The sequence below is a fragment of the Hwangdonia lutea genome (genome assembly GCF_032814565.1).
GTDB classification, from domain to species: domain Bacteria; phylum Bacteroidota; class Bacteroidia; order Flavobacteriales; family Flavobacteriaceae; genus Hwangdonia; species Hwangdonia lutea.
The window spans coordinates 2095822-2117951 of record NZ_CP136521.1; the positions used below are offsets into that span (position 1 = coordinate 2095822).

Sequence of the window (22130 nt, forward strand, 5' to 3'; positions counted from 1 at the left end):
TCTTTAACGCTAAAATACATTTCTTTAAAATAAATACGTTGGTTAACGCTTATGAATTTTGTAATTTCGCTACATTAAAGCTGTTAAAAGCGTATTCATTAAAATAATGTTCATCTGTTTTCTTAGCATAAATGAACCATAAAAATTTTTAGATGAAGAAAATTCAAATGGTAGACCTTAAAGGTCAGTACAGTCAAATAAAAGATGTTGTAAATCCTGCAATTCAGGAGGTTATTGAAACCACATCATTTATAAATGGGCCTAAAGTTCATGAGTTTCAAAAAAACTTAGAGGAGTATCTTAATGTAAAGCATGTTATTCCTTGTGCCAATGGTACCGATGCTTTGCAAATTGCAATGATGGGTTTAGGCTTAAAACCGGGTGATGAGGTTATTACTGCCGATTTTACTTTTGCGGCGACTGTTGAGGTTATAGCCTTGCTTAATTTAACGCCGGTTTTAGTAGATGTTAATCCAGATGATTTCAACATTAATATTGATGCCATTAAAAAAGCCATCACACCAAAAACCAAGGCCATTGTACCCGTGCATTTATTTGGGCAGTGCGCTGATATGGAAGCTATAATGGACATTGCCAAAGCCTATAATTTGTTTGTGATTGAAGATAATGCGCAAGCCATTGGAGCCACATATACCTATAAAGACGGTACGAAAGCCAAGGCTGGAACCATTGCACATGTGGGCTCTACCTCGTTTTTTCCATCAAAAAATTTAGGTTGTTATGGCGATGGTGGTGCTATTTTTACAAATGACGATGATTTGGCACACACGATTAGAGGTATTGTAAATCACGGCATGTACGAGCGTTACCACCACGATGTTGTTGGTGTAAACTCTAGATTAGATAGTATACAAGCCGCTGTTTTAGATGCAAAATTACCGCATTTAGACGATTATTGCGACAGACGAAGAGAGGCCGCCAATAAATACGATGCGGCATTTAATAATATTGATAACATTGTAACACCTTTTCGAACTGGGAGTGATGACAATCATGTGTTCCATCAATACACATTAAAAGTAAAAGGCGTGGATAGAGATGCCTTAGTAAAACATTTAAATGCCCACGATATTCCGTGTGGGGTGTATTACCCCATTCCGCTTCACAAGCAAAAGGCATATGCAGATGCGCGTTATAACGAAACAGATTTTAAAGTTACCAATCAATTGGTTAAAGATGTTATTTCGTTACCCATGCACACCGAATTGGATGACGAACAAATCGAATATATCACATCAACTCTTATAAATTTTATAAATGGATAAAATATTAGTTACAGGCGGTTTAGGTTTTATTGGCTCACATACGGTTGTAGAATTACAAAACGAAGGCTACGAGGTTGTTATTATTGATGATTTATCAAATTCGTCAGAAAATGTTTTAGATGGCATTACCGCTATTACAGGAAAAACACCAATTTTTGAAAAACTGGATTTAAAGGATAGACCTAAGGTAGAAAGCTTTTTTGCAAAACATAACGACATAAAAGGCGTGATACATTTTGCAGCGAGTAAAGCGGTAGGTGAAAGTGTTCAGGAACCTTTGTTGTACTACGAAAACAACATTTCTACGTTGATTTATATTCTAAAAGAGTTGAAAAAATTACCATCTGCAGCATTTATTTTTAGCTCGTCGTGTACGGTTTACGGTCAAGCCGATGAATTACCAATAACCGAAAATGCACCTGTAAAACAAGCGGAATCACCTTATGGAAACACCAAGCAAATAGGCGAGGAAATTATAAGCGATACCTGTAAAGTAACTCCAAGTTTAAAAGCGATTGCATTGCGTTATTTTAATCCGGTTGGTTCGCACGAATCGGCAAAAATAGGCGAATTGCCCATTGGCGTGCCACAAAATTTAGTGCCATTTATTACGCAAACGGCTATTGGTATTCGTGAGCAGTTGTCGGTTTTTGGAGACGATTATCCAACGCCAGACGGGACCTGTATTCGCGATTATATTCACGTAGTCGATTTAGCCAAAGCACATGTTGTGGCACTTAATCGATTATTGCAAAACAAAAATAAAGCTAATTATGAGACCTTTAATTTAGGCACCGGTAAAGGCAGTTCGGTTTTGGAAGTGGTTAAAGCATTCGAAAAAGTTTCGGGAGAAAAACTCAATTATAAAATTGTTGGCAGAAGAGAAGGCGATATTATTTCGGCATACGCAGATACGACCAAAGCCAATAACGAGTTAGGTTGGAAAACAGAATTAACCTTAGACGATGCCATGCGTTCTGCTTGGAAATGGGAGCAAAAAGTTAGGAAAGGTTAAAAATCTTTTCAATTTTAGAGATTGATAATTTTATTGGGAAGCTAACCTTGGTAATCACTTTATTAGACTCGTTAAAAATTTTGAGTTTATAATTGATGCCATATAAAGTGTCCAGCCGTTCTTTAATGTTATTGAGCCCCGTGCCTTTTTTTAGCAAAGTAGGATATTTTTCGCTTAAGGCTGTTCCATCGTTTTGAACTTTAATAATAAGTTTGTCGTTCTTTTTATAAATATCAATTATAATTTCCAATGAAATAAATTCTGTACCGTAACCGTGTTTGGTAGAATTCTCGACAATAGGTTGAATGAGCATATTGGGCACCAAAATATTTTCTAAACCTGCTTCAACATTAAGTTGAATATTCAGTTGGTCTGAAAAGCGTGTTTTTTTAATGTGGATGTATTTCTTTAATATTTCTAATTCTTCTTGCAACTCAATTAAATTTTCATCTTTTTTATCTAAAACACTTCTTAACAAATCGCTTAAATCCACCACCATTGTTTTAGACTTTTCAATGTTTATATCCATTAAGGAATGAATGCCATTTAGAGTATTGAACAGAAAGTGAGGTTGCATTTGAGACTGCAGGAATTTCATTTTCTGATTGGTTAATTGTATTGTTAAATCTGCTTTTTCTTTTTGTGCCTTTTTTATATGCTTAATGTAATTGTATGTTAAAATAATGCCTAACATGGATGTGTATATTAGAAAATTAAGATCCACAACATTAAAATAATGTTTAAAGGAAAGATTGTTTGCAATCTTATCGTAATTAAAATTGAACCCTTCTGAGAGCACAATTAGTATTGACGCCATCAAAAAAATTAACCAACTGAACACTAGTGATATAATAGAATGGATAATAATAATATGCTTCCATTTAACTTTTTTATCAATCATTTTTTTAGTAAAATATGCCACACATATCATGAGGAATATAACTATTAGCCAATCAAAAAATATATTATATACTAACAGAAAAAGCCAATCTGCAGTAATATATAATTGGTTTTCAATATTTGGAGTGCTAATTTGGAGTCTCCAAAAAATTTTTTTACAAAAAGATAAAAAAACTACAGCAGAGTAATACCAAAATAATATTTTAATTAATTTTCTATCAACGCTTTTAAAAAACATCATTAAGCTTCTGTTTGTTTATAAAAACGTTTTTTTAGTGAACTTTAACAATTCTAAATGTTTTCTCATGTTATATACTTTTTACTGAATTTAATAATCTTTTTCGATTTCTGAAATGGACAGTTCTATTGGGAAGCTTATTTTGGTAACAACCTTGTTGTTGCTATTATCTATGCTTAGCTCATGGTTTTCCTTGTATAATGTAAGTAACCGTTCTTTAATATTACTTAAGCCCGTTCCTTTTTTTAATAGTTCTGATAGTGTGTCTTTTAAAGCTGTTCCGTTGTTTTCAACTTTAATAACAAGATTTTCATTTTTTTTGTAAATAGAAATAAAAATATCCAGTGATATATGATTATCGCTATAACCATGTTTTGTAGAGTTTTCCACGATGGGCTGAATGAGCATATTGGGCACCAGTACATTCTCTAAACCTGCTTCAGTATTTAGATGAATATTCAGTTGGTCTGAAAAGCGCGTTTTTTTTATTTGAATGTATTTTTTTAGTATTTCTAATTCTTCCTGTAATTCAATTAAATTATCATCTTTTTTGTCCAACACATTTCTTAACAAATCACTTAAATCGACTACCATACTTTTGGACTTTTCAATGTTTATATCCATTAAGGAATGAATCCCGTTTAAAGTGTTAAATAGAAAATGTGGGTGCATTTGAGATTGAAGAAATTTTAATTGCGATTTTGAAAGTTGCTCTTGTAGCTTTATGGTTTGTATTTTACTTTCTTCTACTTTTTTCAAATAGTAATACATATAAATCAACGCCACTAACGATATGTAGATTAAAAAATGTAAATCGACTAGCCTAATGAAAGAGATGCATAGCTCTTCAAAAGAAAATTTAACCGATGGGTCTCTAAGAATATCAACACCCAACGAAACACCAATGGTAAAAGCCCCTATAAAAAACGAAAAAAATAAATGTATAAGAGCAATTAAAATGAGCTTTGTTTTTTTACTCATTAAATACTTGGTGGTAATGGCTATAAAAACCATAAAAATGGTTATAAGGCACCAGTCTAAAACATTGCCAAAAACAAATTCTCCCCAGTCTGTTTTTCTTTGGACTAAGACTCTTAAATAGGCGTTTTTTGAAGAATAAATAATAACAAATAGTAAATAAACTAATGATAAAATGCCTATAAGTTTAAAGTCTAAATACTTTTTTAATTTTTTAATCATAAAGAGCTATTCTCGAATTAATTAAAACCCCATTTTTTTCTGAAACTCCTTTTTGTAAGATTTACTTATTCTAAAGAGCTTTTCGTCTTGCATTTTCACGTCAATCTCGCCATAATTGGAGTATAAAACCTCTTTGATTAAGGAGGTATTAATAATGGTTGACCTGTGAATTCTAATAAAGTTAAAAGATTTTAATTGATGTAGTAACGAGCTCAAGGATTCTCGTAAAAGATACTTTTTTTGCTCGGTAAAAATCTCTGCATAATAACCAGAGGCTTGAATATATTTTATGTCGCTTTTTTCGATAAACGATATTTTACCATTGGCTTTAATGGCCAGTTTCGAGTTTTTAGTTTCAAAAAAATCGGCATTGGGATTTTCAATATACTGTAGTAAGTTGTTTATTTTTTTATTTAACCCGTCTGATTTGTTTGTAGTAAACAAATCAATCACTTTATTGGTTGATTGAAAAAAACGCTCGTCCTTAAAAGGTTTTAGTAAATAATCGAAAGCAAAAAAATCGAAAGCCTTTAAGGCAAATTCATCAAAAGCGGTAATAAAAATTATTAATGGCATGGCTGATTCATCAATCTGTTTAAGGATATCAAAACCCGTCATGTCGGTTATCTGAATATCCAAAAAAATGAGATCAGGTTTTTTGTCGTGTATTGCTTTTATGGCCTCTTTACCAGAGCTACATTCTTCAATTAATTGAATGTCTTCAATGTCATTCAATAAATTGAAAACCCTTTTTCTAGCTAAGAATTCATCATCTATAATTATGGCCTTAATTGGAGCAATCATTATTAAATTATTAATTAAGTATTCGAAACTAGCATAAAAAATCAACTTTTTAAGCCGTAGTAAATCTTTTTACAGCATTAAAACAGGTATTCAAATCAACTTAGAATTCATACAATTCAAAAAAACGGCATTTTAAATCAATTAAACACAATTTGATGTCAATAGCACCTACCAAGCTTTAAATTATTCATATTAGCTGTAATTATGCGTTTTTGTTGGCGTATCTAAGTTAATATATATTCAATAGGTCTACGTTAATAAAGTGTTAATCCACTTAACCTACCAAATAAGTGGCTTAAATCATTTTGTGCATATTTCAAATCAAACTTGCATTAAAAAGCCAATTAAACCCCTTCTTTTACTATTGCAATTGTAAAAGGTAAGGCAGTTTTAGAGCTTTGCTTTAATAAAAAAACTTCGGGGTTCTCTAAACTTTGATTTCATTTCGTAGAGTATGATTTTTTTGAATTAGTCTTTTAAAAAATTTCTTTGCTGCCTTCCTTTTCTACAATCTGCACAGACTAACTCATAAAATATAAACAAATGAAAAAAAAGTTTAGTGGATTACTAACGCTATTACTGGCGTTTGTTGTGCAATTATCTTTTGCGCAAGAAAAAACAGTGTCTGGAACCATAACGGATAGTTCTGGTTTACCGCTTCCAGGGGCAACTGTTTTAATTAAAGGAACGACATCTGGCACCTCCTCAGACTTTGATGGTAATTATTCAATTAAAGCCAATCAAGGTGCTACTCTTGTAATCAGTTTTATTGGCTATACAGCCAAAGAGGTGGTTGTAGGGGAGTCAAACACAATTAATGTGCAGCTTATTGATGATGCCACATCTCTTGATGAAGTTGTGGTTACTGCTTTTGGTATTAAACGTAATGCCAAGGATTTAGGGTATGCTGTAAGTCAAGTAGAATCAGAAGAAATACTTGAAAATTCAGAGCCTGATTTGTTGCGCTCGCTATCAGGGAAAGTTGCAGGTGTGAATGTAAATTTTTCTAATGGTGTTGCAGGAGCTTCAAACCAAATTAGCATACGAGGGCAAACTACTATTGGTGGCGCAAGTCAGCCTTTATTTATTGTAGATGGCATAGCTTACGACAATTCTCAAATTACAACCTCTAGTCAAACTACTGGCGGTGGTGCTTACGAGTCTGGTATTTCTAGCTTAGACCCAAATAGTATTGAATCTGTATCGGTATTAAAAAGTGCCGCAGCGGCGGCTCTTTATGGTTCAAGAGCAACCAATGGCGTTATTGTTATTACTACCAAATCTGGAGCTTCTTTATCAGGAAGTGCTAATAACAAACTAAGTATTAATGTAAGTAGTGGTACTTATTTTGAAGAAATAGCCAACTTGCCAGAGTACCAAAATAAATACGGACAAGGCACACAATTTAATTTTAATGCAGGTTCCAATGGCTCTTGGGGTCCCGCTTTTGATACTTTAGCCACAATTCCAGTTTGGAATAGTTGGGTAACTGCTTTTCCGGATGTGTACGGTCCTGGCTTAATTGAAACACTGCCTTATGTGGCACAGCCAAATAATGTTAAGGATTTGTTTAAAACAGGTATTGTTTTAGATAATTCAATTACAGCATCTTCACGAAACGAAAACGGTAGTTTTAGTGTTACATTGTCCGACTTGCAACAACAGGGTTATATCCCTTTTAATACTTACGACAGAACTTCTTTTTCAGCCGGGGGCAACTTTAAGCTTCCCAACAAAATTACTGTTGGAGGCTCTTTAAGTTATTCTGATACCCAGCAAGTGGGAGGCTTTTTTGGTAATAATCAATTTGCTGGATCATCGGCTTCTTTTGCAAGAACGTTGTGGTTGGGGCGAACTTGGGATTTATCGATTCCTTATACCAATCCACTAACAGGAGGTTCTGTGATTCCAAATACAGGTTGGGATCATCCCTTGTGGTCTTGGGAAAACGATCAAGTAACAACAAATTCAAATAGAATTGTCACAAATTTAAGTATTGGTGTGCCCATTAACGATCATATTTCAGCGTCGTTTAAAGTGGGTTATAATAAATATGATTTGGAAAGAAAAGAAATTAGACACCCGCAATCTATAGCTTCAGCTTTAACAGGAGGAACAATTACTTTGGATTCTGCCACAATCGAAGATCTTGAATCTACTTTTTTATTGAACTTTGATTATACTTTGACAGATGATTTAGATCTATCAGTTATTACTGGATTTAACACCTATCAAAATTCTTTTACTCGCGATGTAAATTTAGGAACCACTTTTATTTCACCAGACATATATACTTTAGCAAACACCGTAACGGTTTCAAATCAAAACAGTTTATTTCTTCCTACTAGTGTTGGGTTTTTAAGAAAACGTAATGTGGGTGTATTTGCAGATGTAACGCTAGCTTACAAAGATTTTTTATTTTTAAACGGAACGGGTAGAAACGATTGGTCTTCTTCCTTACCAGTTGATAATCGGTCGTACTTTTATCCTTCAGCAAGTTTGTCCTTAATTGTTACCGAAGCACTTAAATTAGACAGCAACGTACTCACTTTTGCGAAACTTAGAGGTGGTTGGGCGTCAGTTGGTAACGATGCAGGCGCAGAGTTTTTAAGCACCACATTTGCCTTAGGAATTCCCTTTGCATCCATTCCCGTTATTGGAAATAGAACAGGTTTGGGCGACCAATCCATTACACCGGAATTCACAGATGAAATTGAAATTGGTGCAGATTTAGAGTTTTTTAAAAGACGTATTGCACTTGATTTTACATGGTATAAAAAAACAACTACCGATTTAATTTCACCTGTTTCCGTTCCAAGGTCTAGCGGTTTTACATCCTTTAATACCAATATAGGAGAAATGACAAACACCGGCGTGGAAATTGGCTTAACATTAGTGCCCATTCAAACCGAAAATTTTAAATGGAACATATTCACCACATTTACTAAAAACACCAATGAGGTTACCGAGTTGGTTGAAGGTCTTGAAAGAATTAGGTTGGATGGAAACCAGATAGCTTACGCTATTAAAGGACAGCCATTTGGTGTGTTTTTTGGTACCAAACACCTAAGGGATAATGAAGGTAATTATATTATCGATCAATCTACCGGATGGATATTCCAAGACCCAGTGAGTGATATAATTGGCGACCCAACGCCAGATTTTAAAATGGGATTTATCAATACGTTTAAATATAAAAACTGGTCTTTCAGAGCTCAATTTGATTGGAGAGAAGGTGGCGATATTCAATCTGTAAGTATTGGGTCTCTCTTAGGGCGAGGGGTTACCAAAGACACAGAAGATAGAGAACGTACTCATATTATACCTGGGTTTTATGGCGATGTAAACGGAAATTATACCTTGGATAATAATGGAAATCGAATCCCAAATACAACACAAATTGACACAAACGATTTGTACTTTACAGGAGGAGGGCCCAGTAATACATGGGGCATAAATTCCACTGATCAAGGAACCGTGTACGACGGTACAGTGTATCGTTTACGAGAATTAAACTTAACCTACGATGTGCCATCAAAATGGTTAGAAAAAACGCCTTTTGGTAAAGTGTCTTTAAGTGCTTTTGGCAACAACTTATGGTATTTTGCACCAAATGTTCCAAGATACACCAATTACGATCCAGAAATAACATCTTTCGGTTCAAGTAGGGTTCAGGGTATTGAAAACTCTTCAGCGCCAACGTCTAAACGTTATGGATTTAAAATTAACCTAACTTTTTAAATAAAAACAAATGAAAAACATAAAATTTAAAAGGTATCATATTTTACCAATATTTATCGTTGTTATATCACTCTTTGGATGTGACAAATATTTAGATGTAGATACAGATACAGATAACCCAACGGTTGCACCTATGAATCAGTTGCTGCCCAATATACAAATTACAACGGCACTAATAGCTGATTGGAATAACTTTAGTGGCGAAGTCCTAGGGACGCAAACCCATCAAGGTGTTTCAAGAAGCAGTCAAGATCAATATGGTACCCAAGCAAACAATATCCCTTTAAATAACGATTGGAACAATGTGTATTTAGCATTAACAGATTTAGAAACATTAATCTCTCAAGCAGAGACTGATGGTGCAACGGTATATAAAGGTATTGGGCAATTGCTTAAGGCGTATATGATGTCTGTTGCAGTCGATTTGTGGGGCGATGTGCCATATTCTGAGGCCACATTGTTAATACAAGGCGTTGTGAGTCCTTCTTTTGATGATTCAGAAACTATTTACCAAGATATTTTTAATTTAATTGATGAGGCCAAAGTAAACTTGAATAACCCCAGCGGCTTACTTCCGGGAGCCGATGACTTTTATTATGCCGGTTCTACAAGTAAGTGGATTAAGTTTGCCAATACGTTTAAATTGAAATTACTTAATCAAATACGGCTATCATCTTCAGCATTATTTAGTCAATCCGAATTAGATGCATTGGTGTCAGAAAATAATTTTTTCACATCAAATGCAGATGACTTTCAATTTATGCATACCGCAACGGTTTCACCGCAAGACGAACGCAATCAATTATTTCAAGCCGCTTACGGGGGTGCTCAAGTAGATCATTATGTAAGCCCGTGGTTTTATGAAATTTTAATGGGCATGAACCCCAATATCCACACAGGAAACCAAGACCCTAGAATACCCTATTATTGGGCAAATCAATTACAACCTGGGCAATTCCCCAGAGATCAGGCAGATCCTATTTCTGGCGACCCTAGGGCAGATTATTGGGACTCCTCAACAGGATTTTTCACCATACGATTTGGCAGCGTAGGCCCATGGCGAGATGGTGCTGTAGCTAACGATGCTACGTTTCCAGGTATTTTCCCTTGTGGCGGAAGATATGATGACGGACAAGGGTTTGCAAGAGTCGTAGGAAGTGGTACAGGAGTGGCGCCAAGAAGAATCCTGACTTATGATGAGTTTTTGTACATCCAAGCGGAACTTATGCAAGTAGGTTTAATCAATGGTGATGCTGCAACAAAATTAACCGAAGCTATGACGGCAAGTTTTGCTAAGGTAGATCAGGTTGTAGCTGGTACGGGCACAACTCAAACTGTGCCAGTATTATCCGGTACAACTGCTGTTTCTGATTTTATTGCAAATATAGACGCAGAATTTACGGCAGCAAGCGCAGAAAAACAATTGGAAATTATTATGACCCAAAAATGGGTGGCCACTTATGGCGACCAAATGGATCAGTATAATGATTACAGAAGAACTGGTTATCCTGTTTTAGCAAATCCGAATGGAACAAATGAATATCAGTTAGACAATGGCGATGGCTATCCTTTACTAGATACCGATACCACATTGAATAACCCATATAATAGAACATTTTTCTGGCCAGAAAACGAGTTAAACCTTAATCAGAATGCTCCAGAACAAAAAACTATAGCGACTTACAGAGTGTTTTGGGATAATTAAAAAACAAAAAAAATGAGAACTATAAAAAATGTATTATTAATAATTGTAATCACTATCATTGGGTTTTCTTGTGAAAATAAAGATGGTGGAGATTCTGCACTTGTTTTAGAAGCGGGAGCAGTTCCTAATATGACTAAAGCACCCGGATCCGATGGCATTATCGATCTTGTAAGGCTTAACAGCGGCGAGGTATTAACCATAGCTTTTAATGCCGATTTAGCACAAGGCGAAACCCCAGCTTCTGTAGATATTATAGCAGCTTATGTTTCGTTGGCCGGACCAGCTTATACTACAACTTTAGCAAGTAATGTAAGTTTACCTTTAGATTATTCATTAACGACCAATGATATTATTGCTGCCTTTTCAGAATTAAATAGTGCAGACGATATAAAACTAGGTGATATTTTAAGGATATCCACGAGGTTTACTATGCCAGACGGAAGGGTTTTAAGTATATTGAATAATGACGGAACAGATAACACAGGCACAACGCTTAGTAACTCTAAACTAGTTACTATTGTGATAAATTATCCCGTATCATGCCCTTCAGATATTGGCGGAACGTATTTGGTGTCAAGTACAGGAACGGGCTGTTGCGGTGTGGCGCCAATTTCAAACTACGAATATACCGTAACGGTAACTGATAATGGTGGTGGGTCTTACTCCTTATCCGATTTTTCTGGTGGCGCCTACGATGGTTTGTTCTGTGGCCCTTTTGGAATTTGTGGCGATGCCTCGACGGGCAATATAACAGATGTCTGTGGCACGCTTAACGGGTCTGCTCCAGACTGTTGTGGCGATAACATAGCCTTTTCAGGAACTGTTAATGATGATGGCACTTGGAGCGTTGAAGTTACCAGCGGTTTTATAGCTGCAACCAGCGTTTGGACAAAGCAATAAAAACAAAAAAGCTATTTATTTGATAAACCGATTGCCCAGCGTATTACGCTTGGCAATCGGTTTTTTTAGTATCATAATCAAACAGCTTTCTTCTTCCTAAAACTAGCAATTACCAAAATAATCATGCCTGTGGTAACCGATAAATCTGCCAAATTAAAAATACCGGTTCTAAATACACCACCTAAATCAATGTGCCAAAAATCGGTAACCGAGCCGTAAACAATGCGGTCGTATACATTGGCAATTCCGCCTCCTATAATACTTGAAAAAGCAAAAAGCGACCAGTTGTCCAATGCTTTTTCTTTAAAAATATAGCGCAGTACCAAGGCCAAAACAACAATGGGTAGAATAAGTAGCAGAATAATTCTAAGTGTATCATTCAACTCGCTACCCATGCCTAAAAAAGCCCCTTTGTTTTCAACATTGTGCAGGGTGAAGCAATCACCAATAATTTCAGATTGGCTACCGGCAACGACTTGTGCCCTAACCCAAATTTTGGAAATCTGGTCTATAGCAATGGTAATAGCGATTACAGAAAAAATAAAAATGGAGCGTCTGGATAATTTCATTTAGCTATTACTTTCAAAAGTTGCAGAGGCCGTTTCAGATGCTCTATTAATTTTCTTTACCAAACCTTGTAAAACTTTACCCGGACCAACTTCAGTAAATAAAGTTGCACCATCGGCTATCATTTGCTGCACAGATTGGGTCCAACGTACAGGCGCTGTTAATTGAGAGATCAAATTTGCTTTTATGTCAGCTTCATTTATAACCGCATTTGCCGTTACGTTTTGATAAATCGGGCAGTTGGGTTTGCTAAAGGTTGTGTTTTCAATAGCTGCCGCCAATTCCTCACGAGCAGGTTCCATTAATGGCGAATGGAAAGCACCGCCAACAGGCAATACCAAAGCACGTCGTGCCCCGGCATCTTTCATTGCTTCACAGGCTTTATTAACAGCGTCAATTTCACCCGAAATTACCAATTGTCCTGGGCAGTTGTAGTTTGCCGCCACCACAATACCATCGGTTGAAGCACATATTTTTTCAACAACTTCGTCTTCCAAACCTAAAACGGCAGCCATGGTACTGGGTTGAATTTCACAAGCTTTTTGCATGGCTAAAGCACGTTGCGATACCAATTTTAAACCATCTTCAAAATTTAAACTGCCGTTGGCAACCAAAGCAGAAAATTCTCCCAAAGAGTGTCCTGCAACCATATCAGGTTTAAAACTGTCGCCTAAAGTTTTGGCTAAAATTACCGAGTGTAAAAATATGGCGGGTTGCGTTACTTTGGTTTCTTTAAGGGCTTCGGCAGTACCTTCAAACATGGTGTCGGTAATGTTAAAGCCTAAAATATCATTGGCTTGTTCAAATAACTCTTGCGCTAACGGTGAGTTCTCATAAAGGTCTAAACCCATGCCTGAAAATTGCGCGCCTTGTCCTGGAAATATATATGCGTTCATAAGTGTTTAAAATTTTGATGCTGCAAAAATAGGAATAAATCTTTTAAACAAGATTGCTTACTTCGCTTTTAGAAAAACATAGAAGAATAACTATTTGGGCGTTACCACAAGGGTCGGGCTTTCCGCTATATCTTTTTTTTACGTCATAGCGAGGAGTGAGCGACTTGGCTATCTGTCAAATTATAGCTATAAACAAGGTATGTTTTATTTCTTTCAAAAAAAGGATGCCGCATCAATCCCTAACGCAGACCCCAAGTTACAATCCAACAACTGCAGCTTCAGCACAACGTTCGCCATCCATAGCTGCCGAAATAATGCCGCCGGCATAACCACCACCTTCGCCGCAGGGAAATAAACCTTCAATTTCTATGTGTTCTAAATTGTCTTTTCGTGGGATATTTACGGGCGATGAGGTTCTAGATTCCACACCAACAATATTGGCTTCTTCGGTGTAATAGCCTTTCATTTTTTGTCCGAAAGCTTCAAAACCTTTTCGCAATCTGCTGCCTATTAATTTTGGTAAAAGCGAGTGTAATGGTGCTGGGTTCAGTCCGGGTTGATACGAGGTATCATTCAAGGTATTCGACAAGCGTCCTTCAACAAAATCGGTTAAACGTTGTGCGGGTGCAACCTGACTTCGTCCGCCAGCCGTAAAAGCTAATCGCTCTAAATTCTTCTGATATTCCAATCCTTTTAAAACCCCAAATTGCTCGTATTTTCGTAAATCTTGTTCCGCATTAATTTCAACCACAATACCCGAATTGGCATATAAATTATTGCGTTTTGAAGGCGACATGCCGTTAACAACCACCTCGCCGTTTGCTGTTGCCGCGGGCACAATAAATCCGCCGGGACACATGCAAAACGAATACACACCGCGTTCGTTTACCTGCTGCACCAATCCGTAAGAAGCCGCAGGAAGCAATTCGTGGCGTTCGCCCAAACAGTGGTATTGAATACGATCGATAATATGTTGCGGATGCTCAACCCGAACACCCATAGCAAACGACTTTGCTTTTAAAGCAATCTGCTTTTTATGAAGTAAATAATAGATATCGCGGGCCGAATGACCTGTTGCTAAAATAACACGATTGGCCATCATTTCATCACCATTCTGCAATTGAATAGCTTGTATTTTGTTGTTTTTTATTCTGAAATCGACCACGCGAGTTTGAAAATAAATCTCGCCACCATATTTCAAAATGTTTTCCCGAATATTCTGTACCACTTTGGGCAATTTGTTGGTGCCAATATGCGGGTGCGCATCGACTAAAATCTGGTTGGTTGCGCCATGAAAAACGAGATTTTCAAAAATGCGACGCACATCGCCACGTTTTAAGCTTCGGGTGTATAATTTACCATCGCTATACGTACCTGCGCCACCTTCGCCAAAACAATAATTGGAATCTTCGTTTACAAAATGATCTTGATTTATGGCTTTTAAATCCCTGCGGCGGTCTTGCACATTTTTTCCGCGCTCTAAAACAATGGGTTTAAAACCGAGTTCTATACAGCGCAAGGCGGCGTACATGCCAGCGGGACCAAACCCAATAATATGAATGGGTTTGGCTTTGGAAACGTCTTTATAATTAAAGATGTATTCCGAGTTTTTTGGTACAGCTTCTTTAATATAAACCGCAACTTTATAATTGAAAAAGATTTTAGGTTTACGGGCATCAATCGATTTTCTCAGAATTTTTACACCCGTAATATCACTTTTATCGATATCGAGTTTTAGGGCGGACTTAAAAACTAAAATATCGGGTTGTTCTTCTTCTTTAAGTGTTATACGAAGTTGAATTTCTTTTACCATGTAGCGAAATTACGGAAAATAGAAAAAGGTAATGGGAATAAATTATTGAAGGTTCGTTTAGCGTGTTTGGTGAATGGTTTGTTGCGGGGTTAAGCAACCTGTTTAGTAAACAAAAACTTGTCAAAGAAAATTCTGAAGGTAAATTTTCCAAATAACACTTACCAAAGCAATTATTTATACATAGTCTTGTGGTGTCGTTTTTTTATTAATTCTATTAATAATCAAATTTATACGTATTTGTTGTTTGTCTTTTTGTCCAATTCTTAAATTCCATTGTTACATTTACTTCTTGAATTCCGTGAATTTTTTCTTTAAAATCAAAGATTGGATAATATTCAATTCCGTATTTATTTAGTATTTCATCTATTTTTATTTTGTCAAATTTCGCTTTCTTGTATTTTCTTCTAAATCCATTAAGTTTAGAGTAAGCAATTCCGAGAAATGTGAATCCAGCTCCGATTATTCCAATTTTCACATACCATAAAAAAATGCTATGTATAGTCCAATTGGAAAAAAAATATCCGCCAACTATTAATAGGAATCCGCCAATAATAGTCGAGTAAAAAGTCCAATAAGTAGAGTTTTCATTTCTGCGTAATATTTCTAATTCAAGATTTGCAATTTCTAATTTTTCTCGAAATTTTTTGTCAAGTTTAATTTCAGCGCAAGTGTATTTAAAATTAGGTTTTCTGTTGGTCAATTTACAAGTCAATCCTTTTTTAAGACTTGACATTTCATTTTCGCATAAATCACAATGTTTTGCTTGGTTCATTTTATTCCAATCCTTTAATCACTTGTAAGATTCTTCGATTTGTAATTCCAATGTTTTTTAAATCTTCACAGAACTTTAAAAACAGAGTTTGGAATTCAGATTGTAATTTGTCGTTTCCACAATAAAATTCACATAATGCTTCAGCTCCACCAAAAAGTTCATTAGTCAATAAATGTTTTTTGAAAAGTTTAGAATCTTTATTCATTGCAGATTCTAAAACATTTGTCAATTCTTGTTGTCCGACACTTGTTCCAATTTCTGTTAGAATGTTCTTCAATTCAGCCACACTTTTGGTTAGCGACTCAATGTTTTCTTCAGAAAAGTTTAGGTATTTATTTCTTGTAAATATATTCATCTAAAATGCACCACAATGGCACGCAGATAAGCGTCGTTATTTAATGCCTTATACTTGACGGTAAACGAATTTATCGATTTTTTCTTACTAAGTCAAGTTTAGTTATTTTCTCTCATACGTTAAAAACGAAAACTCGTGCTCGTGGTTTGCATCTTTTGTATGAAAGGTGTTGGCGGTTTCTTTCCAAACCGAGGGATCTATTTTTGGAAAAAACGTATCGGCTTCAAAACTTTCGTGAACACGTGTTAACTCAATTTTATCGGCAAAGGCCATAGCCTGTTTGTAAATTTCACCACCGCCAATTATAAAGGGTTGCGCATCGTTTTTTACGGCATCAATAGCAGCTTCCAAAGAATTTACCAGAATAACGCCATGAGGAACATGATAGTCTTGTTGTCTTGAAATCACCACATGCGTTCGGTTTGGTAATGGTTTAGGGAAGCTCTCAAACGTTTTGCGCCCCATAATAATATGGTGCCCATTGGTTAAGGTTTTAAAGCGTTTTAAGTCGTCGCTTAAATGCCAAATGAGTTTATTGCCTTTTCCAATAGCATCATTTTCCGCGGCAGCGACAATTATAGTCAATTCAGATTTCTTGTTTTTACCGTTTAAGGTTTCATTGTAAACCTCGCTTTCGGCAATATGAGGTGCTTCTTTTTTTAGTTCGGTTTTTATTTTCTCTATTCTGTTTTGTTGCAGCGTTACCAATTTCTCCAATTGGTTTCGCTCCCAATCTTTCCCCATAAATTTATGGGTGATAAATACGTTAAAAACATGATAGAGCAAAAAGAAAAGCCACAATAAAATGGCAAATAAAAACCATTCTTTGCCAAACAAAGTAAAATCTTTACCAATGTCCAAAACGGTATTGGCCGCAATTAAAAATACCGCGCCAATTAAAAACACAACAAAATGGACGTATAAGCGTTTTTTTTGTTTAATGCGTTTTTGAGCATTTTCAATAAGCTCTAATTGGTCTGTATCTATCTGTGGTTTTTGTTTTTTCTTTCCGAACATATCAACAATATAAGTGAATGTAAAGTTAAAACTTTTTGTAATATTAATTGTAATTTAATTCTTATTTGGTGTATTGCCGATAAAAAGCTAATGCCGCCTTAAAAACTAAAACGATTTCGTTTAAAAAGTGCTGTAATTTAGTTGAAAAAATAGCTGTGTTTCTTTGTCATTTTAGTAATTTATTAGTTAAAAACTGCTATTTCGTTAATTTATTTATAAGGCGTATTGATAAAACCATAATTATTTGACTTAAAGCATTTTAAATCATCGTTGATATGGAATTCTTTTATAAATTTGGCGCTCAAAATAGAACCTAAACTAAAAAAAATAAAATCATGGCTATTACAAAACAGTATTTAAAAAGTAAACCCGTTTGTAAAGTTACTTTTACAGTGCCAGCTGAAGAGGCTAAAAAAGTATCTGTAGTTGGAAGTTTTAACAATTGGGACGAGAAAGCAAATTCATTAAAAAAATTAAAGAACGGTACATTTAAAGGAACTTTAAACTTAGAGAAAGATAACTCTTATGAGTTTAGATACATTATTGATGGCGTTTATGTTAACGATGAGCAAGCAGATGCTTTTAAAAGCAATGAATTTGCATCGGAAAACGGAGTGTTAACGGTATAGTTAAAACCAAAAAAATTAAACTAAAAAGCGCTTTCAAATTTATTGAAGGCGCTTTTATTATGCATTCTATTTATATTTTAATAAACTTTTTAGTCCCAAATTTATCGCCAATTTTTACTTTAATAAAGTATATACCAGTCTGTAAATTAGTAACATCTATTTTATTGCTCAAAAGATCTGCTCCATTTAAAACAGATTGACCTGATATATTGGTTATCATATAGTTTGAAACTTTGCCATAATTGCCTGCAAACTTTAAATTTATCTCATTTTCTACAGGGTTAGGGTATAAACTCATATGGTTACTAATATTATTAACATGCTTTACATTAAGCGGATTATCGGTAATTACGGTTTCGAACATACCATTTCCGTGTGTTCCAACTAACAAATGATTGTCTGATGGTCTATAAGATAGAGAGCTTACCAATGCATAGCCAATTTCTGTTGGTGCTTCCCTTGCCCAATCTGTAGTTGTTGGGTCTGATGTACTGTATAATCCTCTGGCGGTACCAACAAAGTAAAGCGTTTGTCCAGCAACTTCAGTAATAGCAGCAGACCTAATAGAATGTGCAGATAAATTACGTTCAACCAAAGTCCAAGTTGGAGTTGCATTAGTTGCGTTTGTGGTTAAAAAAATACTTTCAGTTCCGTAGTTCGAATAGGTGGCTAAAACAATATCGTTGTTTGTTGGATGAATAGCTAAACCGGTTACAATTGAAGGAAATCCTATGGTTGCGGTTGGCGGTGTAATATCTATTGCCGTTGAAATGTTTACAGCATTTTGCGGATCATTTAATCTGTAAATATGGCCTTCATCGCCACCCATTAACAAATAACTTGTTGCGGCATCATACGCACCTCTTGTTGTAGAAAATGCTTGAAAATAATCGGCATGACCAAAAGCGGTATTTGTATCGCTTAAACTCGTCCAGGTATCCTGTGTTACATTGGCACCGTCTGTTGAACGCAATAACGTGCCTTCAGAAGCATAATAAATAGCATTGGTATTTTCTGGGTCTACATGATAATAGGTGACAAACTGACTGGGATAAAGAACATCTGGCATTGTTGACATACGCGGTGTAATCTCGGTATAGCCACTCGTGTTCTGGCAATATCTGTAAAGGGTGCCGTTTTGAGAACCACCAAAAAAGGAAATACCACAACCAGCGTAATTTGGAATAGCCACAGAAACACCATCGCCACTAAGTAAAGGAATGTGGCTTGTTGTAGATGAGGCGCCTATTGATGTGCCACCAACTGTAGTCCCGTTATCTTGTGCGCCTCCAATAACAAAATCAGAGCCAGAATCAGGGTCAATAGATACATGATAAAATTGATAGGTTTGATAGTTGTTGTTAAGTGACGACCAAGCAACAGTAGCTGCAGTTATATCTGCCGTTGCGTGTACGCCGCCATCCGTTCCCGAAAAAAGCACATTGCTACTAAAAGGGCTAAATACTAGCGCATGAATGTCTGCATGGTGGTTAGAGTACGAAGCATATCCTGCAGCAGAAGCATAACCACCAATACGTGTAAACGTTGCATCTACAACAATATCTTCTATTTTGTATGCGTTTGTGCCTCCTATTAAAACAAAATCTTCATCATCAGGTTTTACACTAACCACTAAATCATAACCGCCTTGTACTCCAAAAGGGTCATTCCCATCAGAACAGCCTATCTCATCAGGCAGTTTGCTGGAAAAATTGGTGTAGGTTGTTGTAGATTGGTCCCACATCCATAAATCTGCTTCTACAGCTGGGGTTGTATCGCAATCAGAGATAGTACCATTTACAAATAAAGTATATAACTTATCTTGGTTTGATGGTGCTAAAGCCAAAACAACCCTTCCGGTTGGTGTAAAATCTGATGCATTAATTCTCGACCAAATTCCAGTTGTGCTATTCCCTGTTGAAGACGTCCAAACCCCTTCAATGGAAGCATCGTGTGTTCCAGAAAAAGCGGCATAAACCCTGCCACTAGAAGTAATAGCAATATCTGTTGCATCGCTTGTGCTTGATGGTGATCCATCTCTTTCCGTGGTCCAAGTAAACCCGTCAAATCTCATTATTCTACCTACAACAGCGGCAAATAACTCTCCCGTAGTTGGATGTACGGCTAAATTAAAAATTATATCGAAAACATTGTCAAAAACTTCTTGGGAACCTGATGATGTAGACGGCATTTGTGCCCAAGTAAGGCCACCATTTGTAGATTGCCAAATACCTTGTCCAAAGTAAAAAGCGCCACTTTTAGAAGCTGAATTGCCTAAACCTTCGCCTGTGCCATAATACCAAGTGCTTTCAAAACCAGATCGTGGGTCTTGCACGATGGTTGTTACGTTGTGTATCTCATCATTGGCAGATACTTTTGTCCAACTTGTGCCTCCGTTGGTTGTTCTAAAAACACCACCGCTAACGCCACCAGCAATAAGGGTGTTACCTGTAGCATCACTTCTATCCACAACAACAGCTCTGGTTCTGCCACCTAAATTACTGGGCCCTCTGCTAGAATAAGTGGTTTCCGGTATTTTCGCAGATTTTATATCTTTTTTTAATAAAGAACGCTTCGAATTCATTAATTCAAGATTTTTATCCGCTTTCGAAATAATTCCTGTAATGGGATTAACTTGCCTGTAATATTCGTATAAATTACGGGCTTCGTCGTACCGAGCACGTTCTTCAAGTGTTTTTTTCTTTCCCTGTTGTGTTGGATTAATTGATTTCCTCTCAATTTTAACAAGGGTCTGTTCTTGCGTTTGATTACTCTTTGCAATCAGCACAACTGCAAGCATCAGTAAAAGTGATAATGTAATTAGTAACGTTTTTTTCATGACTAAGAATTTTTAAGTTAAATAGCTACAACACCCTAATGTGTGTGGATTATAATCTACCAAATGAAAATCATTAAAAGTAAAGTCGAAATATCTTTAACTTCAGGTTTTAAAATCATTTGGGGTAGCGGTCTTGAGTCACGAGATAATTGTAGTTCTAATTGCTGATAATGATTTTTGTAAATGTGTGTATTACCAAAGATAAGGATAAATTCGTCAACTTGACAGCCACAATTTTGAGCCATCATGGTTAATAAGGCATAACCGCATTGTTGAAAGGCACGGTTAACAAACTTAAGCACTTGATTGGTTGACTGACAGGGTAATTTTCCACTTGTTGCGTAATATTTAAAAAGGAACTTTAAACTTAGAGAAAGATAACTCTTATGAGTTTAGATACATTATTGATGGCGTTTATGTTAACGATGAGCAAGCAGATGCTTTTAAAAGCAATGAATTCGCATCGGAAAACGGAGTGTTAACGGTATAGTTAAAACTAAAAAAATTAAACTAAAAAGCGCTTTCAAATTTTTTGAAGGCGCTTTTTTATTTAAATAAGTAAAATTGTTATACAGCTACAACACCCTTAATGTGAGGGTGCGGATTGTAATCTACCAAAGTAAAATCATCAAAAGTAAAGTCGAAAATATCTTTAATTTCAGGATTTAAAATCATTTTTGGCAGCGGTCTTAAATCACGAGATAATTGTAATTCCAATTGCTCGTAGTGGTTGCTGTAAATATGTGCATCACCAAAAGTGTGAATAAATTCGCCTACTTGATAGCCACAAACTTGAGCCATCATCATGGTAAACAAGGCATAACTTGCAATATTAAAAGGCACACCTAAAAAGATGTCGGCACTACGCTGGTAGAGCTGACAGGATAGCTTGCCATCGGCAACATAAAACTGAAAAAAGGCATGACAAGGCGGTAAAGCGGCTTTTCCGTCGGCTACATTTTCGCTAAAACTTTTTGAAGTGTCTGGTAACACTGAAGGGTTCCAAGCAGAAACCAACATTCTACGGCTGTTTGGGTTGGTTTTTAAGGTGTTGATAACATCCTTAATCTGGTCTATTTCATCGCTATTCCAGTTACGCCATTGGTGTCCGTAAACAGGTCCTAAATCACCATTTTCGTCTGCCCATTCATTCCAAATTCTAACCCCATTTTCAGTTAGATACTTAATGTTTGTATCGCCTTTTAAGAACCATAAAAGTTCGTAAACAATCGATTTTAAGTGTAGTTTTTTTGTGGTAACCATAGGGAAACCCTCACTTAAATCGAAACGCATTTGATGCCCGAAAACACTTTTTGTTCCGGTGCCTGTTCTATCTCCTTTTTCGTTGCCGTTTTCTAAAACGTGTTTTACTAAATCGTGGTATTGCTTCATCCCGTTTTCCGTCTTCCCAAAAGAAAGAAACTTTGTTTAATTAATCAATTATTATTTTCGG

18 protein-coding genes are annotated in these 22130 nt (G+C 36.0%); 6 read left to right on the forward strand and 12 right to left on the reverse strand.

Annotated elements, in window-relative coordinates:
• Window positions 1–152 precede the first annotated feature (152 nt).
• Together RNZ46_RS09090 and galE are read left to right on the forward strand one after the other, a co-directional pair.
• Window positions 153–1286, forward strand: a complete 1134-nt coding sequence (locus RNZ46_RS09090; protein WP_316981895.1) for a DegT/DnrJ/EryC1/StrS family aminotransferase — start codon at window positions 153–155, stop codon at window positions 1284–1286.
• Window positions 1279–2301 (forward strand): UDP-glucose 4-epimerase GalE, encoded by a 1023-nt coding sequence (galE, locus tag RNZ46_RS09095; protein ID WP_316981896.1) that lies wholly within the window; start codon window positions 1279–1281, stop codon window positions 2299–2301. Before RNZ46_RS09090 ends, galE begins: the two co-directional genes overlap by 8 nt.
• Here the strand turns inward: galE and RNZ46_RS09100 are convergent.
• The 3 genes from RNZ46_RS09100 to RNZ46_RS09110 form a co-directional block, all read right to left on the reverse strand.
• Window positions 2288–3118: a sensor histidine kinase gene (locus RNZ46_RS09100; RefSeq protein ID WP_316981897.1), complete on the reverse strand. Its 831-nt coding sequence runs from the start codon at window positions 3116–3118 to the stop codon at window positions 2288–2290. The two genes, galE and RNZ46_RS09100, sit on opposite strands and share 14 nt — an antisense overlap.
• A gap of 411 nt (window positions 3119–3529) precedes the next feature.
• The gene (locus tag RNZ46_RS09105; RefSeq protein ID WP_316981898.1) at window positions 3530–4639 is read right to left on the reverse strand and encodes a sensor histidine kinase; all 1110 of its coding nucleotides are present in this window, start codon (window positions 4637–4639) and stop codon (window positions 3530–3532) included.
• A 21-nt stretch (window positions 4640–4660) separates the two neighbouring features.
• Window positions 4661–5443, reverse strand: a complete 783-nt coding sequence (locus RNZ46_RS09110) for a LytR/AlgR family response regulator transcription factor (RefSeq protein WP_316981899.1) — start codon at window positions 5441–5443, stop codon at window positions 4661–4663.
• A gap of 543 nt (window positions 5444–5986) precedes the next feature.
• Here RNZ46_RS09110 and RNZ46_RS09115 point away from each other — a divergent pair.
• Genes RNZ46_RS09115 through RNZ46_RS09125 form a run of 3 tightly spaced genes read left to right on the forward strand, consistent with a single transcriptional unit; the run spans window position 5987 to window position 11789 of the window.
• On the forward strand, window positions 5987–9184 hold the full coding sequence (locus tag RNZ46_RS09115; protein WP_316981900.1) for a SusC/RagA family TonB-linked outer membrane protein: 3198 nt from the start codon (window positions 5987–5989) through the stop codon (window positions 9182–9184).
• A gap of 10 nt (window positions 9185–9194) precedes the next feature.
• Window positions 9195–10889 carry a SusD/RagB family nutrient-binding outer membrane lipoprotein gene (locus RNZ46_RS09120; RefSeq protein WP_316981901.1) on the forward strand — a complete coding sequence of 565 codons (1695 nt, stop codon included), beginning with the start codon at window positions 9195–9197 and terminating at the stop codon, window positions 10887–10889.
• 12 nt (window positions 10890–10901) lie between these two features.
• Complete coding sequence (locus tag RNZ46_RS09125) at window positions 10902–11789, forward strand: hypothetical protein (RefSeq protein WP_316981902.1); 888 nt, start codon at window positions 10902–10904, stop codon at window positions 11787–11789.
• Between the two features lie 77 nt (window positions 11790–11866).
• Here the strand turns inward: RNZ46_RS09125 and lspA are convergent, their stop codons facing one another.
• From lspA to RNZ46_RS09155, 6 genes are all read right to left on the reverse strand, one after another.
• Window positions 11867–12358: a signal peptidase II gene (lspA, locus tag RNZ46_RS09130; protein ID WP_316981903.1), complete on the reverse strand. Its 492-nt coding sequence runs from the start codon at window positions 12356–12358 to the stop codon at window positions 11867–11869.
• Window positions 12359–13252 (reverse strand): ACP S-malonyltransferase, encoded by an 894-nt coding sequence (fabD, locus tag RNZ46_RS09135; RefSeq protein WP_316981904.1) that lies wholly within the window; start codon window positions 13250–13252, stop codon window positions 12359–12361. It abuts the gene before it with no gap.
• Window positions 13253–13508: 256 nt separating this feature from the next.
• Window positions 13509–15065, reverse strand: a complete 1557-nt coding sequence (locus RNZ46_RS09140) for an NAD(P)/FAD-dependent oxidoreductase (RefSeq protein WP_316981905.1) — start codon at window positions 15063–15065, stop codon at window positions 13509–13511.
• Between the two features lie 214 nt (window positions 15066–15279).
• Complete coding sequence (locus tag RNZ46_RS09145; protein WP_316981906.1) at window positions 15280–15837, reverse strand: hypothetical protein; 558 nt, start codon at window positions 15835–15837, stop codon at window positions 15280–15282.
• 1 nt (window position 15838) lies between these two features.
• A complete protein-coding gene (locus RNZ46_RS09150) occupies window positions 15839–16192 on the reverse strand; it encodes a hypothetical protein (RefSeq protein ID WP_316981907.1) in 354 nt (117 codons plus the stop codon).
• A gap of 102 nt (window positions 16193–16294) precedes the next feature.
• A complete protein-coding gene (locus RNZ46_RS09155; RefSeq protein ID WP_316981908.1) occupies window positions 16295–17209 on the reverse strand; it encodes a dihydrofolate reductase in 915 nt (304 codons plus the stop codon).
• A 335-nt stretch (window positions 17210–17544) separates the two neighbouring features.
• On the opposite strand from RNZ46_RS09155, the gene RNZ46_RS09160 reads away from it, so the two are divergent.
• Window positions 17545–17838 carry an isoamylase early set domain-containing protein gene (locus RNZ46_RS09160; RefSeq protein ID WP_316981909.1) on the forward strand — a complete coding sequence of 98 codons (294 nt, stop codon included), beginning with the start codon at window positions 17545–17547 and terminating at the stop codon, window positions 17836–17838.
• Window positions 17839–17908: 70 nt separating this feature from the next.
• Here the strand turns inward: RNZ46_RS09160 and RNZ46_RS09165 are convergent, their stop codons facing one another.
• From RNZ46_RS09165 to RNZ46_RS09175, 3 genes are all read right to left on the reverse strand, one after another.
• On the reverse strand, window positions 17909–20677 hold the full coding sequence (locus RNZ46_RS09165; protein WP_316981910.1) for a T9SS type A sorting domain-containing protein: 2769 nt from the start codon (window positions 20675–20677) through the stop codon (window positions 17909–17911).
• Window positions 20678–20733: 56 nt separating this feature from the next.
• Window positions 20734–20979, reverse strand: coding sequence for a thymidylate synthase (locus RNZ46_RS09170; RefSeq protein ID WP_316981911.1), 246 nt, complete (start codon window positions 20977–20979; stop codon window positions 20734–20736).
• Window positions 20980–21244: 265 nt separating this feature from the next.
• Window positions 21245–22069, reverse strand: a complete 825-nt coding sequence (locus tag RNZ46_RS09175; protein WP_316981912.1) for a thymidylate synthase — start codon at window positions 22067–22069, stop codon at window positions 21245–21247.
• Window positions 22070–22130 lie beyond the last annotated feature (61 nt).

Bases quoted from the DNA above. Each gene is read 5' to 3' on its own strand.
- RNZ46_RS09090 (WP_316981895.1), top strand. From the start codon at position 153: ATGAAGAAAATTCAAATGGTAGACCTTAAAGGTCAGTACAGTCAAATA.
- galE (WP_316981896.1), top strand. From the start codon at position 1,279: ATGGATAAAATATTAGTTACAGGCGGTTTAGGTTTTATTGGCTCACAT.
- RNZ46_RS09100 (WP_316981897.1), bottom strand. From the start codon at position 3,118: ATGGCGTCAATACTAATTGTGCTCTCAGAAGGGTTCAATTTTAATTAC.
- RNZ46_RS09105 (WP_316981898.1), bottom strand. From the start codon at position 4,639: ATGATTAAAAAATTAAAAAAGTATTTAGACTTTAAACTTATAGGCATT.
- RNZ46_RS09110 (WP_316981899.1), bottom strand. From the start codon at position 5,443: ATGATTGCTCCAATTAAGGCCATAATTATAGATGATGAATTCTTAGCT.
- RNZ46_RS09115 (WP_316981900.1), top strand. From the start codon at position 5,987: ATGAAAAAAAAGTTTAGTGGATTACTAACGCTATTACTGGCGTTTGTT.
- RNZ46_RS09120 (WP_316981901.1), top strand. From the start codon at position 9,195: ATGAAAAACATAAAATTTAAAAGGTATCATATTTTACCAATATTTATC.
- RNZ46_RS09125 (WP_316981902.1), top strand. From the start codon at position 10,902: ATGAGAACTATAAAAAATGTATTATTAATAATTGTAATCACTATCATT.
- lspA (WP_316981903.1), bottom strand. From the start codon at position 12,358: ATGAAATTATCCAGACGCTCCATTTTTATTTTTTCTGTAATCGCTATT.
- fabD (WP_316981904.1), bottom strand. From the start codon at position 13,252: ATGAACGCATATATATTTCCAGGACAAGGCGCGCAATTTTCAGGCATG.
- RNZ46_RS09140 (WP_316981905.1), bottom strand. From the start codon at position 15,065: ATGGTAAAAGAAATTCAACTTCGTATAACACTTAAAGAAGAAGAACAA.
- RNZ46_RS09145 (WP_316981906.1), bottom strand. From the start codon at position 15,837: ATGAACCAAGCAAAACATTGTGATTTATGCGAAAATGAAATGTCAAGT.
- RNZ46_RS09150 (WP_316981907.1), bottom strand. From the start codon at position 16,192: ATGAATATATTTACAAGAAATAAATACCTAAACTTTTCTGAAGAAAAC.
- RNZ46_RS09155 (WP_316981908.1), bottom strand. From the start codon at position 17,209: ATGTTCGGAAAGAAAAAACAAAAACCACAGATAGATACAGACCAATTA.
- RNZ46_RS09160 (WP_316981909.1), top strand. From the start codon at position 17,545: ATGGCTATTACAAAACAGTATTTAAAAAGTAAACCCGTTTGTAAAGTT.
- RNZ46_RS09165 (WP_316981910.1), bottom strand. From the start codon at position 20,677: ATGAAAAAAACGTTACTAATTACATTATCACTTTTACTGATGCTTGCA.
- RNZ46_RS09175 (WP_316981912.1), bottom strand. From the start codon at position 22,069: ATGAAGCAATACCACGATTTAGTAAAACACGTTTTAGAAAACGGCAAC.